General features: G+C 67.9%; 12 protein-coding genes. 4 read left to right on the top strand and 8 right to left on the bottom strand.

Going from position 1 to position 14,143, the window contains the following annotated elements; all coding sequences use genetic code 11:
* The first annotated feature begins 4 nt into the window (after positions 1-4).
* Positions 5-286, top strand: a complete 282-nt coding sequence (locus tag FHX71_RS08410; protein WP_182615267.1) for a hypothetical protein — start codon at positions 5-7, stop codon at positions 284-286.
* 866 nt (positions 287-1,152) lie between these two features.
* Here FHX71_RS08410 and FHX71_RS08405 read toward each other — a convergent pair.
* From FHX71_RS08405 to FHX71_RS29165, 6 genes are all read right to left on the bottom strand, one after another.
* Positions 1,153-1,758: an NADPH-dependent F420 reductase gene (locus FHX71_RS08405; protein WP_182615266.1), complete on the bottom strand. Its 606-nt coding sequence runs from the start codon at positions 1,756-1,758 to the stop codon at positions 1,153-1,155.
* Positions 1,759-1,768: 10 nt separating this feature from the next.
* On the bottom strand, positions 1,769-3,226 hold the full coding sequence (locus tag FHX71_RS08400) for an MFS transporter (RefSeq protein ID WP_182615265.1): 1,458 nt from the start codon (positions 3,224-3,226) through the stop codon (positions 1,769-1,771).
* Positions 3,223-3,462, bottom strand: a complete 240-nt coding sequence (locus FHX71_RS08395; RefSeq protein WP_220489569.1) for an SDR family oxidoreductase — start codon at positions 3,460-3,462, stop codon at positions 3,223-3,225. The genes FHX71_RS08400 and FHX71_RS08395 overlap by 4 nt, the downstream gene beginning before the upstream one ends.
* 160 nt (positions 3,463-3,622) lie before the next feature.
* Positions 3,623-3,886, bottom strand: coding sequence for a hypothetical protein (locus tag FHX71_RS08390; RefSeq protein ID WP_182615264.1), 264 nt, complete (start codon positions 3,884-3,886; stop codon positions 3,623-3,625).
* A gap of 423 nt (positions 3,887-4,309) precedes the next feature.
* Positions 4,310-8,023, bottom strand: coding sequence for a CshA/CshB family fibrillar adhesin-related protein (locus FHX71_RS08385; protein WP_182615263.1), 3,714 nt, complete (start codon positions 8,021-8,023; stop codon positions 4,310-4,312).
* Between the two features lie 586 nt (positions 8,024-8,609).
* Positions 8,610-10,103 carry an RNA polymerase sigma factor gene (locus FHX71_RS29165; RefSeq protein WP_182615262.1) on the bottom strand — a complete coding sequence of 498 codons (1,494 nt, stop codon included), beginning with the start codon at positions 10,101-10,103 and terminating at the stop codon, positions 8,610-8,612.
* Positions 10,104-10,638: 535 nt separating this feature from the next.
* Here FHX71_RS29165 and FHX71_RS08375 point away from each other — a divergent pair.
* Positions 10,639-11,169, top strand: a complete 531-nt coding sequence (locus FHX71_RS08375) for a hemerythrin domain-containing protein (protein WP_182615261.1) — start codon at positions 10,639-10,641, stop codon at positions 11,167-11,169.
* A gap of 184 nt (positions 11,170-11,353) precedes the next feature.
* The gene (locus tag FHX71_RS08370) at positions 11,354-11,920 is read left to right on the top strand and encodes a hypothetical protein (protein ID WP_182615260.1); all 567 of its coding nucleotides are present in this window, start codon (positions 11,354-11,356) and stop codon (positions 11,918-11,920) included.
* Positions 11,921-12,004: 84 nt separating this feature from the next.
* Here FHX71_RS08370 and FHX71_RS08365 read toward each other — a convergent pair whose 3' ends face one another.
* Positions 12,005-12,460 (bottom strand): DUF6283 family protein, encoded by a 456-nt coding sequence (locus FHX71_RS08365; RefSeq protein ID WP_182615259.1) that lies wholly within the window; start codon positions 12,458-12,460, stop codon positions 12,005-12,007.
* A 210-nt stretch (positions 12,461-12,670) separates the two neighbouring features.
* Here FHX71_RS08365 and FHX71_RS08360 point away from each other — a divergent pair, with 210 nt between their 5' ends.
* The gene (locus tag FHX71_RS08360; protein WP_182615258.1) at positions 12,671-13,084 is read left to right on the top strand and encodes a hypothetical protein; all 414 of its coding nucleotides are present in this window, start codon (positions 12,671-12,673) and stop codon (positions 13,082-13,084) included.
* A 181-nt stretch (positions 13,085-13,265) separates the two neighbouring features.
* Here the strand turns inward: FHX71_RS08360 and FHX71_RS08355 are convergent, their stop codons facing one another.
* On the bottom strand, positions 13,266-14,024 hold the full coding sequence (locus FHX71_RS08355; protein ID WP_182615257.1) for an SDR family NAD(P)-dependent oxidoreductase: 759 nt from the start codon (positions 14,022-14,024) through the stop codon (positions 13,266-13,268).
* Between the last annotated feature and the right edge of the window lie 119 nt (positions 14,025-14,143).

The following is a 14,143-nucleotide window of genomic DNA, read 5'->3' as shown; positions in this document are numbered from 1 at the left end:
GGGCTTGGCGCCCCGCTGGAAATACGTTCTGGACGCTTACGGCATCCAGGTCCTTACCGGGACACACCTGGAACATGCCCGAGACCTATCAGGCTGGAACATCACCGAACTCGGCAACGACCGACACCTGGTCAGCCACCCCGACCCCGAAGCCTGGTACGCCGAGGACGTACCAGGAGCTGCGATCCTCGCCAGGGCGCGCCAGGACTTCGGCGGCCTCATCATCACCGACGAGAACTACCGGGCGTTCCGCGCAGAGGACCGTGCGCGCCGCCAGAAGATCTGATCGCTGAGGCCGACACACCGGGCAAATCCAATCTCGTGCCTCAGCACCCAATGGGAAGCACAGCTCGGTGCAGGGCGGGAGACTACCTGCTGACCGCCCAGGTTGCTCGCTGCTGGGAGGCCTTGTCACCTACTCGTGCAGCAGCCCCTCCGCCGAGACCCTGCGGGCGACCTGTCAGGACGACCCGGCTGGGCGGCTGCGCCCACACGAGCTCCCCGAGGCCGCCGAATGTAGGGGAATTGCAGGGTTTACCACCTGTCGGATCTGACAGCACTACATGTGCTCGCGTCCAAGGCGCCACCAAAGCGACCAGCGCACCGACGGGAACGCTTGGGGGGCCGGCCGAACGCCGCCACGTATCGACGTGAGTCGCAGCCGCGACCTGCCGACGCCGCTCGTGCTCCCCCAGGTGTACCGGCGGTCACTGCTGCGGAACGGGATCCTCCTCGGCATGTTCCGCGCACAGCGATCCGCGCGAGGAACGCGGCGCCCGAATTGGGTGGCGGCGTGCTCGCTGGCCACGGCGACGAAGATGTGCTCATCGCCGTCCGACCCCCTTGGAACGGCGAACGGTCAGCGCCAGGGCGTCGGTGATCGGGTCGGGCAGGCGGGCGCACTGATGCTCGTAGCCGATCGCGACGCAAGCGACGTTGATCGCGCGAATGAACAGTCCCGCGCGCGGAAACGAGCGTCTGTGGCGACCAGTTCACGTTCCGGACAGCACTCAGGCCCGGAGATCCGAGGATCTCCGGGCCCGGTCTTTGCAATGGGGGCAGGATTGGTACCCGCGACCGCTGGAACTCGCCGTGCCCGAGATGTCCCACTGCGGGCTACGACGGTCAGCGCCCTGGACTGATCGCCAGGGCTCAGCGCACCACGTTGATGTTGAACACTGGCGCGCCAACGGCCTGCAGTGTCATGAAGAACAACGGGATGTAGTGCTCCGGCCCGACAGCAGTCTCGATGCCGCCGAGGTCGAACTGGCTTGCCTCCGGCCAACCCAGGTCGCTCAGGAGCGACTTCACGACGTTTTTCGCATCGTCGTCATTGCCCGAGACATAGACCGTTGTGGCGCCGAGCGCAGTCGGGTCGGTCATTACTCCGTGGTACATCGTGCTCAGCGACTTCACAACCTTGGCGTCGGGGAAGCGTTCCTGCATGAGGCGTCCGACGCTGTCGTTGGGATAGGCGAGTGCGCCCTCGGGAGTGACGGCGTTCGAGACGTCGAGCACGATCTTGCCCGCGAGCACGTCGTCCCCGACAGCCTCAAGCGTCGAGATGGCCGCTGCGCCCGGCAGGGCCGTGAGGATCAGGTCGGCGGAGTCGGCGGCGATTGCTGTTGTCGTAACGGGCGCGGGCCGACCGTCCTTCTCTGGCGAGCGTGAGCCGTAGACCACGTCATGGCCCGCAGCGATGAAAGCGTTGCCGAGTGCGATGCCGACCGGGCCGGTGCCGAGGATGGCGATTCTCATGATGTTCTCCTTATGGTTTGGCTGGAATCTGTGGGTACGAGGCACCGGTGCCTTCTAACTCTTGCGGCCACCGACTCCGCCGCCGGCTCCCGACAGTGACGCTTGCGATGATCGCCGCCAGCGCCGCAAGACCGCCGCCGGTGAAGAAGGCGCCCTGGAGTCCCGGCACGAACTGGCCGGTGACCGAGCCCGTCGCGTAGACAGAGACGACGATGGCGATGCCCAGGGCGCCGCCTATTTGTTGGATCATCTGGAGCATTCCCGAGGCGGAGCCCGCGTCGCTGTCTGGTACGCCGTCCATGGCGAGCAGCGTGCCCGCGGTGAAGATGAGTGCGCAGCCGAACGCGTGGATGACCAACGGGATCACGACATGCCAGTAGGTGCTCGAGGTGTCGAGCCCGGACCAGCCCAGGAAGCTGGCGACGAGCAGTGCGCCGCCGACCAGGAGCAGTGGCCGCGATCCGAGACGGCCGGCCCAGCCCGGTACCCATCTGGTGACGATGAAGATCGTGGCGGTGAGCGGCAGGAAACCGACGCCCGCGAGCAACGGACTGAAATCGAGAACGCGCTGGAGATACTGCGCGATGAAGAACAGCATCGACGCCTGCGCTCCGAGAGTCAGCCCCATGTTGGCGAGCGCCCCGACCCGAGCGCGTTGCTTGAGCAGATGGATCGCGATGAGCGGGTTCACCGCACGCCGCTCCACGAGTACGAGCAAGGCAATGGAGACGAGAGCAGCGCCGAAGAACAACGGCGTGCCGGCCGAGGTCCATCCGTTGTCGCCGGCGTTGACGAAGCCCCAGACCAACGCGACGGAGCCGAGGGTCGCGAACGCTGCACCCGGCACGTCGAACTTACCTGTCGCGTGCGGTGCTCCGTCTCGGACGAGCTTTCTGACAACGATGATCACGACGATCCCGATGGGGACATTGATGAGAAGACCCCAGCGCCAGGACAGCAGGTCCGTGAGGACACCTCCCAGGACCAGGCCCGCGGAAGCACCCACTGCCGACACCACAGTGAAGGAAGCGAGCACCTTCCTCCGAGCGTTCTCGTCCTTGGCCATCGTGGAGACGAGCGCGAGCACTGCCGGAGCAGCTGTGGCCGATGCGACACCCTGCACGACTCGCGCGCCGATCAGAACCTCGGGAGAGCTCGACAGCCCACCCACGAGCGAGGCCACGACGAACAGACCGGTACCGAACAGGAAGACGCGCGCACGCCCGAAGGTGTCGCCGATCCGACCTCCCAGAAGGACCAAGCCTCCGAAAGCGATCGCGTAAGCGTTAGGAATCCACGAGAGCGCCGACGGGCTGAAGCCGAGCTCACGCTGGATGGCGGGCAGCGAGACGGTCATGACCTGCGCATCGACCGTGAGCATGAGCTGAAGTGTGAGCACCGCGGCTGTCGCGACGGCGGTGGCCCGCGATGACAGGGCAAGCGCCGCGGAAGTTCCGTCGGCGCTCATGCACTGAAGCCGCCGTCGATGTCGATCGACGCCCCGTTGATGAGCGAGGACTCCGGGCCGGCGAGGTAAGCGACCAGTGAGGCTATCTCGGTGACGGTGCCGTAGCGGCCGATCGGCATGAGAGACCGCTGAAGGTCCGAGGAAGGCCCGTCAGCGGGGTTGGCGTCCGTGTCGACAGGTCCTGGCTGGATGTTGTTGATGGTGATGCCCTGAGGTCGACCTCTGGCGCCAAGCACGCCGCGACGACGTCGAGCAGACGGCCTCAGGCCTGCAGCAGGCCGGGTACACGATCAGGTGGGCCAACCCCACCACCTAACCCACGCCGCACCCGGCACCTGCTGGGTACGGGCGCGAACGAGAGCACCGAGCAGCCCCGCCCGGCTCCTCTGGCCTGAATCAGGTGTTCGCTCGTCGAAGCTGTTCCAAATCGCGATGCAGCTGAGCCCGCCGCTGCGGCGTGAGGAAATCGAACTGGGTACGGCGAAGCTGCAGCGCCATCGGGGCATCGCAATCGAACAATGCCATGAGTGCCGCATCCGGATCACTGCTCTGCAACGCCCCGACGAATTCATCAAGCCGGTCGGGCAGATCGAGCACGATCGAGGTGTACTGCGCCGTCCACGGATCACGGCGCGCCTCATCCTCAGACCTGGCTGCCATCACAACTCCTCGTGAGGCCCGGGGCGAGACACCTGGACGCACGGCGTTGGTTCGCTATGCCAAGGCTAGCGTCGATCGAACTTTCCTGAGATCGCCCCGAGCTGCTCAAACCGGGGTCACTTCCGCAGAGCCCGAAGACGGAGCCGTCCGACGTCGGTGTGTAGAGACGCCAACCTGATACCGGGCCCGCCGAAAACGTATGGAATGCACCCGCCCTCGCACCCGAGGGACACACCCCCTGTGACCTTTGGATGCGAGGACGAGGCACCGCCAGTTGACCGCCCCGGAGTGCACTTGGCAAACGCTGTTGGTGCGAGGGGCGACGCGTGTCGGTCCGTCAGGCGCCTGGTTCCTCGAAGGCCATGGCATCGCGAGGGAGGCGGGCCCGCTACCGCCGCAGGTACCGGGCCCGCCTCCGGCTCATCAGCGCAGGGCGACGCTAAGCACTCTTCTCCACAGCCGCGGAAGGGCAGTGAGCAGCAGTCCGAGCAGCACGAGCGCGGCGGCGGCCATTGTGAGCGTGCCGGCGTCGAAGCCGGTGTTCGCCAAGTCACCGTCCCGTTCCGTCGTGACGTCTTCGCGCGACGGAGGTGAGGTCTCGGGATCGTCGTGAGGGTCGACGGCCGTGCCTGTCGCCACGTTCGTCAGGGGGCCGCCCGTCAGGTCGGCGGCGACGACCTCGTAGGTGGCGGTGCAGGTGATCGACTCGCCCGGGAGCAGGCGCACATCAGCGGGACACGTCACGGGTGAGAGAACGCCGCGTCCGGAGAACTCCTGCTCCTGCACGGTGGGGTTCGTCAGGGTCACGCTGCCGGTGTTCGTCAGGACGAACGAGTACGTGATGACCTGGCCAGGACGGGTGACCCGTTGGAGGTCAGCGGTCTTGAGAAGGCTGAGCCCAGCGACCGGCGCCTCGGTGATCCGGACGGCGGACGGGTCCGACTCGACCGGATCGCCCGAGGAGGGGGCGCCGGATGCGACGGCAGTGTTGTCGATGGACCCCGCGTCCACGTCGTCCTGCGTCACCCGGTAGGTGGCTGTGCAGTTCACGACATCGCCCGGAGCAAGCGATGCGGTCGTCTCGGGGCAGTCCACTGCGGAGAGCGCACCCGAGCCGGTGAACCGGGTCTCGGCAACGGTGACGTCCTGGAGTGGGACGTTGCCGGTGTTCGTGACCTTGAAGGTGTAGGTGATGGTGTCATCGACGCTCAGGCCGGTGCGGTCCGCGGCCTTCTCCAGAGCGATCGCCGGGTTGAGGATCCGCACGGACGCCGACGACTCGTTCGAACGGGGCGGGTCCACGCCTACGGGTGGCCGCGCCGTCGCCACAGCGGTGTTCTCGACGATCTCTGCGGTGCGGTCGGCGGCAGTCACGGTGTAGGAACCCGTGCAGTCGACGGATGCGCCGGGCGCCAACGGGCCCGTCGGGCAGCTCACATCGCTGAGCTCACCGGTGCCCGAGAACTCCGTCTCGTCGATGCGCGGGTCCGCGAGCGTCACGTTGCCGGTGTTCGTCACCCGGAAGACGTACTGGATCTGGTCGCCCTGCGAGGCCTGGGTCGGGTCGGCCGTCTTGACGAGACTGATGGCTGCCTGCTGCTCAGCGGTGATGGTGACGTCGCTCGGTGCGGTGCTGATCGGGTCGGTCGCGCCGGTGGGTGTCCCGGAGGCGGTCGCCGCGTTGTAGACGGTGCCCGCGTCGAGGTCTGCCTGCGTGATCTCGTAGGTGGCCGAACAGCTCATCGACGCACCGCCGCCGAGGGTCCGTGCGGGGCACACGACGTCGGCAAGTTCTCCGCTACCGGTGAACTGCGTGTCCTCGACCACGACGTCGTCCAGCGACCGGTTGCCGGTGTTGGTGACCTCGAAGGTGTAGGTGACGGTCTGCCCGATCTCCGTGTAGGTGCTTGTGTCGGCAGACTTGAGGATCGTGATGCCGGTGTTCGTCTCCGGGATCGTCACCCGGGCCGTGGACTCCTCAGAGACCGGTGGATCACCGGCGCTGGGTGTCGCGGTGGCTGTCGCGGCGTTGTCGACGACGCCGGCATCGACGTCGTCTTGGGTCAGCGTGTACAGGGCGGTGCAGTCCACGGCCGCCCCAGGCGGGAGCGGGCCGGCGGGGCAGCTCACGGTGGGCGCTTCACCGGTGCCCGTGAACGCGGTCTCGGTCACCTGCGGGTCGGTGAGCGTGATGTTGCCCTGGTTGATGACGTGGAAGGTGTACTCGACCGTCTCCCCCGCGGCGCGGGCCGTCTCAGGTTCGACCGACTTCTCCAGGCCGATCAGCGGGTCCGCCACGCCAGGGATCTCGGCACTGTCGTCGGCGCTCACCGGGTCACCACCCCCGACCGGCCTGCCGGTGGCCTGCGCCGTGTTCGTGACGCGTGTGGCGTCGATGTCGCCCTGGGTCAGCGTGTACGTGGCGGTGCAGGTCATCGAGCGGTCCGGCTCGAGCCGCGTCCCGGGGCAGTCGATGGCGGAGAGGTCGCCAGTGCCGGAGAACGCGGCCTCATCGACGGTCACGTCATCGAGCGGGACATTGCCGGTGTTGGTCACGACGAAGCTGTAGGCGATCTCTTGGTCCACCACGAACGACGCTTCGTCGTGCGGCGTCGCGATCTTCGTCAGGGCGATCGCCGGCTCGGCGGCGGTCAGCGGTGTCGTCGTGGAGGACTCGTTGGAGGTCACCGGGTCTTCGGTGCCTTCGGTGGTGCCGGAGGCCGTCGCGGTGTTGTCGACCGAGCCGTCCGCCTGGTCCTCAGCGGTCACGGTGTACAGCTCGTCGGCGGTGCAGGTCACCGTCTCCCCCAGCTCCAGCGTTCCCGCAGGGCACGTAACGGTGCCGATCTTCGGGTCGTCGACGGTGATCGCCTCGACAGGCAGGTCGCCGGTGTTGGTGACGTCGAACGTGTACCGGACGAGGTCACCGACGTCGGGCAGCCCGTTGACGTTCACGTCGTCCGGGTCACCAGACCGCTTCTGCAGCAGGAGGCTGGTGGGCTTGGCGGTGTTTGTGATCGTGCACGACACGAAGTCGCCGATGCCCAGGTGCACGTCGGCCGCGGGACCGACCTCGCGGCCGCTGGGCAGCGTCGGATCGTCCTGACCGTTGCGTGTGCACGACCAGGTCTCGTCGTACCGGTCGAGGGTGCCGCTGGTGGCTCGCTCGGAGAACCGGAAGGTGGCGCCCCGGTCCGTGGTGAGGACCGTCTGCTGCCCGGTGGTCGCCGAGGTCCCGGTGGGGCCGGTCGACGCATCGAACAGCCGGTTGCCCGCCTCGTCGCTGATGGCCACCTCGAAGGCGTCCCCGGTAAAACGGGAGCCGACTTCCTTGTCCAGCTCGATCCGCGACAGGAGCACACCGAAGGCGACGGCCTGACGGCCTCCTCCCACCATGCGCTGGCTGAAGGTGTCCGGAGCCTGGCTGGCGACGATCGCCGTGCCGGTCTTTCTGGCACTGCCCGCGCCGGAGCAGGTGACGGTGCGCGTGCCGAGCCCCGAGTACCCGCGAGCACACGCATTTCCGATACCCGCGCCGCCTGCCTCCGCAGTGAGCGAGTACAGGGGGTCGCTGGAATTCCAGGCGATCGATTCGTTCGCGTCCGTGCTCTCGGCGTCCGCGCCGACGAGCGAGAAAGCGGTGGACCGTTCGCCCCCGGCTGTCGTGAGAGCAATTCTGCTCAGGACGAGGTCCGAGGTGGTGCTATTCCCCGTTTGGTACAGGGCAGGGCGCCCGCCGACACCGGTGTAGGAGCCGTTACCGAGATATGCCGCTGAATATGTTGGGAAGGAATCTCCCCGGACCTGCCCGCCCGATGCCTTGAGAATGAACGTCAGTGTGGATCCACCGGGAAGGGCGACCGACACGTCCTGGCCTTCCGCGCTCATGGCTTGCGCCGGGTCATAGCCAGAGAAATCGAACCAGCACAAAGTCGACGCATAGCGGCCCGACCCTTCGTCCGCCGTCGAACAGTTCGCATTCGTCGCTGCCGCAGCAGGCGGTGCTGTTGAAAGGAGCGGCAAGAGGGAGCAGAGGAGAGCTGCCACCAGCAGGATCGCCCCGGACGCCCGAGTCCGACGGTTTCGGTTGAGTTGCCTCTGACGCATGCTTACGGTTCCCCCTACGCTCACGGACATTCCCCGCCGATATCTGCTCTACGGATTTCAGGCAAATAGCCGTTCTCCGGCCTGGCTGGGCGGTCCATTGCCCATTGCCACGCCGACACAACTCGTCTAGTTGTGAAATCTGTCGCGTCGATCGACATACCGCCGAGATGAATTCTGTGGGAACTGCTTCAGTCGGGCGACCGGAACCCGCAAAAGTCCCACCGACTCGACGCAACGCACCACTGCTGCAGGCGCGGCTGAGCCCAGATGCACCGCTCGGTGCACTGCCGCCGTCGCTCTGGTCAGGGAGGGTAGGGCGGACGGCCACACACCAGCAGAGCTCCACGATGGCCAGGGGTGAGGCCCGAGCGTCGTACGGCCTTGAGCAAGGCGAACGAATCGCCGCCGAGCGCGAAGAGGGTGTCGTGGATGCCAGGCTCGGGCACGTCGCGCGCCCGTCCGATCGGACAGCGGCGACCGGGAACGCACTGTCGGTGCGAGGCGCGACTCCCGCGCCCGTCTGCGCTGGGTCCACGCTTCGCGTCGGCTCAGCCTGATGACCTCGGCCGGTGCAGTACCTAAGACGCCAAGAGCCTTGTAGAAGATGGCCCGGCCATCAGTCCCCGGTCGCCGGATCTGTCTCGTCGGGCACGGTCGAGAACGTGCCGAAGAGCAGCTGCCAGATCTCGTCCAGGGTGGTCGTCGCGAGATCGATCCCGGGCAGGCCCTCGAGCCCGAGGCTGGCGAGCAGCTCGCTCAGCGCGGTCCCGACACCCGGTGTCGTCGCCGGGGGCTCCTCCGGGACCTCCGGCGGTTCCACCGGGGGCTCGGGATCGGTCGGCGGTTCCTCGGGCTGCTGAGGCTGCTCCGGTTCCTCCGGCGTGCCCGAGCCACCGCCCGGGTTCGACCCGGAGCCGGAGTCCGGGCCGGAGTCCCCGCCGGAACCGCCGGAACCGCCGGAACCGCCGGAGCCGCTGGGGGCCTCGGTGTCCGGAGCGGGTGCCGGCTCGGCCACCACGGGCGCCGCGTCGGCGGGCGTGGTCGTCCCGTCCTCCTTCGGCGTGGTGGCGGGACGCGGCTGCGGGTCGGCGGGCGGGATCGACGGCGGCTTCTCGTCCGTCGACGGATCCTCCGACGTGGACGGCGAGCCACCGGCGTCGCCGCCCCCGCCACCCGCGCCGGACCCGGCTCCGCCGCCTGCCCCGGAACCGTCACCGGCCGCGCCGGCATCCTCGACGGCCTGGATCGGCGGGTCGCCGAGCTGGTTCACGATCAGGGCCGCGGCCCCGCTGCCGATGGCGAGCGCGGCCAGCACGCCCGCCGCGACGGCGGTCTCCTTCTTGCCGAACGAGCGCGGCTTCGCGGCGCCCGCCGCGCCCGCGGCCCCGGCAGCGGCGCCGGTGCTGAGCAGCCCGCCGGCGATGAGGTGCTGTCCCAGGTCGCGGAGCATCCAGGACACCTCGCGCACGTCGATGAACGCCCGGGTGCACTCGGTGCAGCCGTCCATGTGGACCTCCAGGCGCCGCTGCCTGCGCGGCAGGAGGCGGCCCTTGAGGTAGTCGTGCATGGCGGCACGGGTGGTGCGGCACTCGGGCTCGTTGACGGCCTGGGCGTGGGCGGCGGCGAACGCGCCGGCGAGGCGTTCCTCGGCCCGGCGCAGCCGCATCGTCACCGCGTGCGGGCGTACGCCGAGGTCGCCCGCGATGTCGGTGACCGCCATGTCGTGGACGTGGCGGTCGAGCAGGATCTTGCGGTCGTCGTCGGCCAGGTCGGACAGCGCCGAGCGGAGCATGCTGACGTCCGCCTCGCGTTCGGCGTCGAGCTCGGCGCCCTGCACGGGAGGCGTGAGTCCGTCGAGGGTGTCGTCCTCGACGGGTCGGGCGCGGCCCGCCTCACGGGTCATCGAGATGGCCTCGTTGACGGCGGCCCTGCGCCAGTAGGGGGCGGGGTCGTCGATGGTGCCGCCGGTGGAGACGATGCGGACCATCTTCTCCAGGGCTCGGCTGGTGGCCTCCTCGGCGTCGATACCGGGCACGCGGGCCGCGACGGAGCGCACCACGTTCGGCCGGTGCACCACCCAGTCGTCGATCCGGGCATCACCAGTGCCCACGCTGAACCGTCCCCTCCCCGCGCAGAACTGTCCGATTTCGACACGCTCGATAATAATCACACTACTTCTACCGATTTATGAATGGCGCGGGAATGTTCACCCGCATCCGGATGTCCAGGACGGCGGGGCTCCGTCTGTGAGGCCCGCAGGGCGGCCAGTTCCCGGACTCGTGGTCGCCGGAGCCCGCACACTCGGTCCCGCCTGGGCATGCTGTGCCGCAGCGCAGCCGACCGGCACGGGTTCTTCTTGGCTCTCGCGATGGAGGTTTCGGCCAGCGCTGAACACGGCAATCTGTTTCGTCAGGTGAAATCCACCTGCGTTCAGGAACGCGACCGGCCTGTTTCAGCGAGAGAGGCCGGCGACTCGCCGATACGCTCGTTCCAGTTCAAGCGTCAAGATTCACCCTGGCCACCCGATGCGGAAGCATACGCGGCCCACGGTTCGAGCGGCGAGCATCCCTGCTTCCCGAGATGCGGATGCACCACTGGCCAGTCCTGGACTGGCGCGAACTGGCCGTCCTTGAGAGCAGAGCACGATGACAGCGCACCACGACACGACAGCCCCCAATCCGCTGTTGCGCGAACTACACGCCGCGCATTCTCTGATCCTGCGCGACCTTCAGGCATGCAGATCGCTGGTGGACTCGGCCGGAAGCGTCACCGCCGACAGCCCCCTACCGCGTCTGGCGGCGCTGCGACGGATGAGCTTGCTCATCCGAACTCGGCAGGACCTGCTGGTTCTGTGCCGCCTGCTTCGTGAGCACCACGATCTGGAGGACACGATCGTGCTGCCGCCGGTGCGCGTTGCAGCCCCTCACCTGACCAGCCTTGTCGAGCACCTGCATGCGGACCATCAGGAACTAGACGGAATGCTCGAACGCATCGAGACCACGCTGCTCGCCGCGGGCAGTCCGGGCGATGCTTCGATAGCGCTCGCACGCCTCGCCGTGGCACTCGACGACCTGGGCACATGGCTACGGCAACACTTCGAGCGCGAGGAAATGGTGCTCGGCCCCGTCATCGAGGCCTGGCCATCCTGGCCTCGACCAGCCCTGCCGGAAACCTAGGCGACACGCCAGACTCGACTAGCGCGGTATCGCGCGTGAACGATCGCTCAGCCCCATGGGGTCCCCCTGCCAGTGCATACGCCAGTACTCCTGGTTCTCCGGCCGGGCTCCGCGACCGCCAGGCGCGCAAATCACCCGCACCGGCCGGCGATGTGGTCTCGGATGAATGCCACGCTGAGTTGCCATGAACGTTGATCTGCAAGCGCTGGCGAGCGCTGACAGTCCCTCCGCTACGGCGTTGGTCTGGATCAACCGCGTGGTCGAATCTGATGACTCGCAGTCGTGGTACGAGCTGAGCATGACGCTGCGGCGCTGGTTCGTGCAGCGCTGGATCTCCTCCGCCCCGGACACGCTCAACGAGCCAGTGGCGGAGTCATTGACGCGGGACGAACTGGTCGACTTTCTCGTCGGCCCGGTCGGGGACGACAACGCCCTCTTCCCGCACATGTGGAGCATGACGCGTCGCTTCGTCGTCGAGGCGCTCGGTGCGCTCCTCGGGGAAGAGCTCGCCGCTGAGTCTCGGCCTCGCACCGTCGCACCAGGCATCGAGGCCGTACCCATCCTCCGCGCAGCCGACCTCCTGGGCGACGGCAGCTTGCATCATTCCCGCCTCGGTGCAGCGGGCCGCCCACTCGTGCTGCTGCTCAGCCACGAGCAAGAGATGTGGTTCATTGCCTCGGTCGGACCGTGGCTGCCGGTCCTCGGGTGGCCGCCGCAAGTGCAGAAGCTACCGGCGCCAGCGATCGACTAGCCGCCACCCGTGCCACGGTGAGGGCGTGTGAAGCATGACCTGGCACGCGCGGATCGAGGGCTGGGCACAGGGCCGCTTCGGTCGTCAGATCTGGTCGAGCTCCACGCTGGGACCGGCATCTTGGGCCTGGAGCTTCTGGCGGTGTCGAAGCTTGCGCGCCATCTGCCGGGCTCGCTGCCCCGGGTTGCTCTCGTCGGCCCGTCCGTGGTCGGCGGCATCCTGGCCGCTGTCGAACAGCGGCACGTCCGTCGTGTAGTCCAGGAGCTGCTGGTGCTCGTCGGGCGTGAGCTGGCCGTCCAGGACCGCGACGCGAGCGGCCAGGTTGTGGTCCATGTCGTGGCAGCCGGCCCAGCCCGCGCAGATCCGCCCGTCCTGCTGATGGCACAAGAACAGCCGGGCTGGCTGGTCTGTCGTCGCCGCGTCGTACCGGGGCAGCTTTTCGTACTCCGAGGCGTCCCACACCCCCGAGGGCACATTGCGCCGGTAAGGGCACGACCCGCACGGATTGTTCGCGGGCAGCGGCGCAGACAGGTTGCTCATCGAACTCCTCCTCACGGCCGGTCCAGGACGCGACCAAGGATGTCAGGACCGCGGCGAACTGGACGCAGCGGGGACGGTCCGCGGCTCGACCCGACCAGGCCCCAAGCGGAATTTCACCCCCTCTGGATCGGGTGAAAGATCCCGGATCGAAGCGTGATCGAGATGTCCTTCTGGTGAGGTGGACCAAACCGACCGGAGTGGACACCACCGATGAACCACACAACCTCCTACACCCTGGACGCAACTCGCTGGGCTAGCGCGTTCCCCTGGCTCGAACTGGCACCAGAGGAACGCGCGGCCCTGGGCCGTCTCAGCGCCCCAGAGGTGAACCAGCTCTCGGTCTCGATAGCGCGCCGTGCGATCGAGCAGCAGGTCACCACACCGTTGTATCTGTTGTTCCCGACGCTGCCGCCGTCGTTCGAGCTGGAGTCTCTGACCTGGCCGGCTCGGCACCGCAACGTCCTGCGCCGCCACCAGCTCGTCATCGCCGCCGACCTGGGCACGATCACGGCTGCGCACCTGCTGGCCACCTGGTCGGTCAGCACCGTGACCACCGAAGCGATCCTCGCCCGCTTGGCTCGCGCAGCCATGAACTACGAGCCTCGTCGTGACCTGAAGCCCTAGAACCGTCCTGCCGGTTCAACGACAGGGCGCGGCGTTCGGCGACAGTGGGTCGCCACGATTGCGGCGCCCAGTCAACGCGTGCCTCGGGTCATCAGGGAGGTGTTGCCCCACAGTCTGCCGGACTTGGTGGTTCTTCTCGGTTCAGGTTCGGCCGCAGCGGCCCGGGTCGGCTGCGCGCGTGTCAGGCCTGTTCGGTGGGGCGGATGACGATCTCGTTGACCGCGACGTGGCGCGGGTTGGTGACGATGTAGGCCACGGCCTCGGCGATGTTCTCGGGCTGGAGGTACTCGATCTGCCCGAACATGGCGGTGAAGCCCTCCGCCTCGCCCTCGTGGTGATCGAACAGCTCGGTTTCTACCCGGCCGGGCTCGACGACCGAGGCGCGCAGGTGGCGCTTGGCGTACTCCTGCCGCAGCGCCTCGGTGAACGCGGTCACTCCGAACTTGGTCGCGTTGTAGCCCGCGGTGCCCACGGCGGCGAACCGCCCGGCGACTGAAGAGATGTTCACCAGGTCGGCGACCTTCCGGGGGCTGGTCCCGGTGGCGGCCAACAGGTGGCCGATCGCGGGCTTGGTCACGTTCAGCAGGCCACGCAGGTTGATGTCGACCATGCGGTCCCAGTCGTCCAGCGACAGTTCTTCGGTGGGGCCGTTGATCATGAGGCCGGCCGCGTTCACGACCGTGTCGAGGCGGCCCAGCTCGGTCACGGTGCGCTCGACCGCCGCCGCGGCCGCGACCGGATCGGTCAGGTCCGCGCCGATGGTCAGCGCGGTGCCGCCTTCGGTGCGGATCTGCGCGGCCAGGTCTTCGAGCCGGTCCTTGCGGCGGGCGACCAGGGCGACGGCGGCGCCAGACGCTGCCAGGTGCCGGGCGGTTGCGTGGCCGATACCGCTGGACGCGCCGGTGACCAGTGCGACCGTGCCGGTCAGGTTCTCTGCCATGGGGTGTCCCTCTCGTTGTGATGGCGTCCTACTGATCACAACAGCGCCACGCCTTCCCTGGAACGAGTTAGCGCGCACCGAGGCAACTGGTACTCGCAGTGCCCGCTAGCCGCACTCCC

This window comes from Promicromonospora sukumoe (assembly GCF_014137995.1).
Lineage (GTDB): Bacteria > Actinomycetota > Actinomycetes > Actinomycetales > Cellulomonadaceae > Promicromonospora > Promicromonospora sukumoe.
Note: the sequence above shows the minus strand (reverse complement) of the source record. Positions and strands in the feature narration are given on the sequence as shown.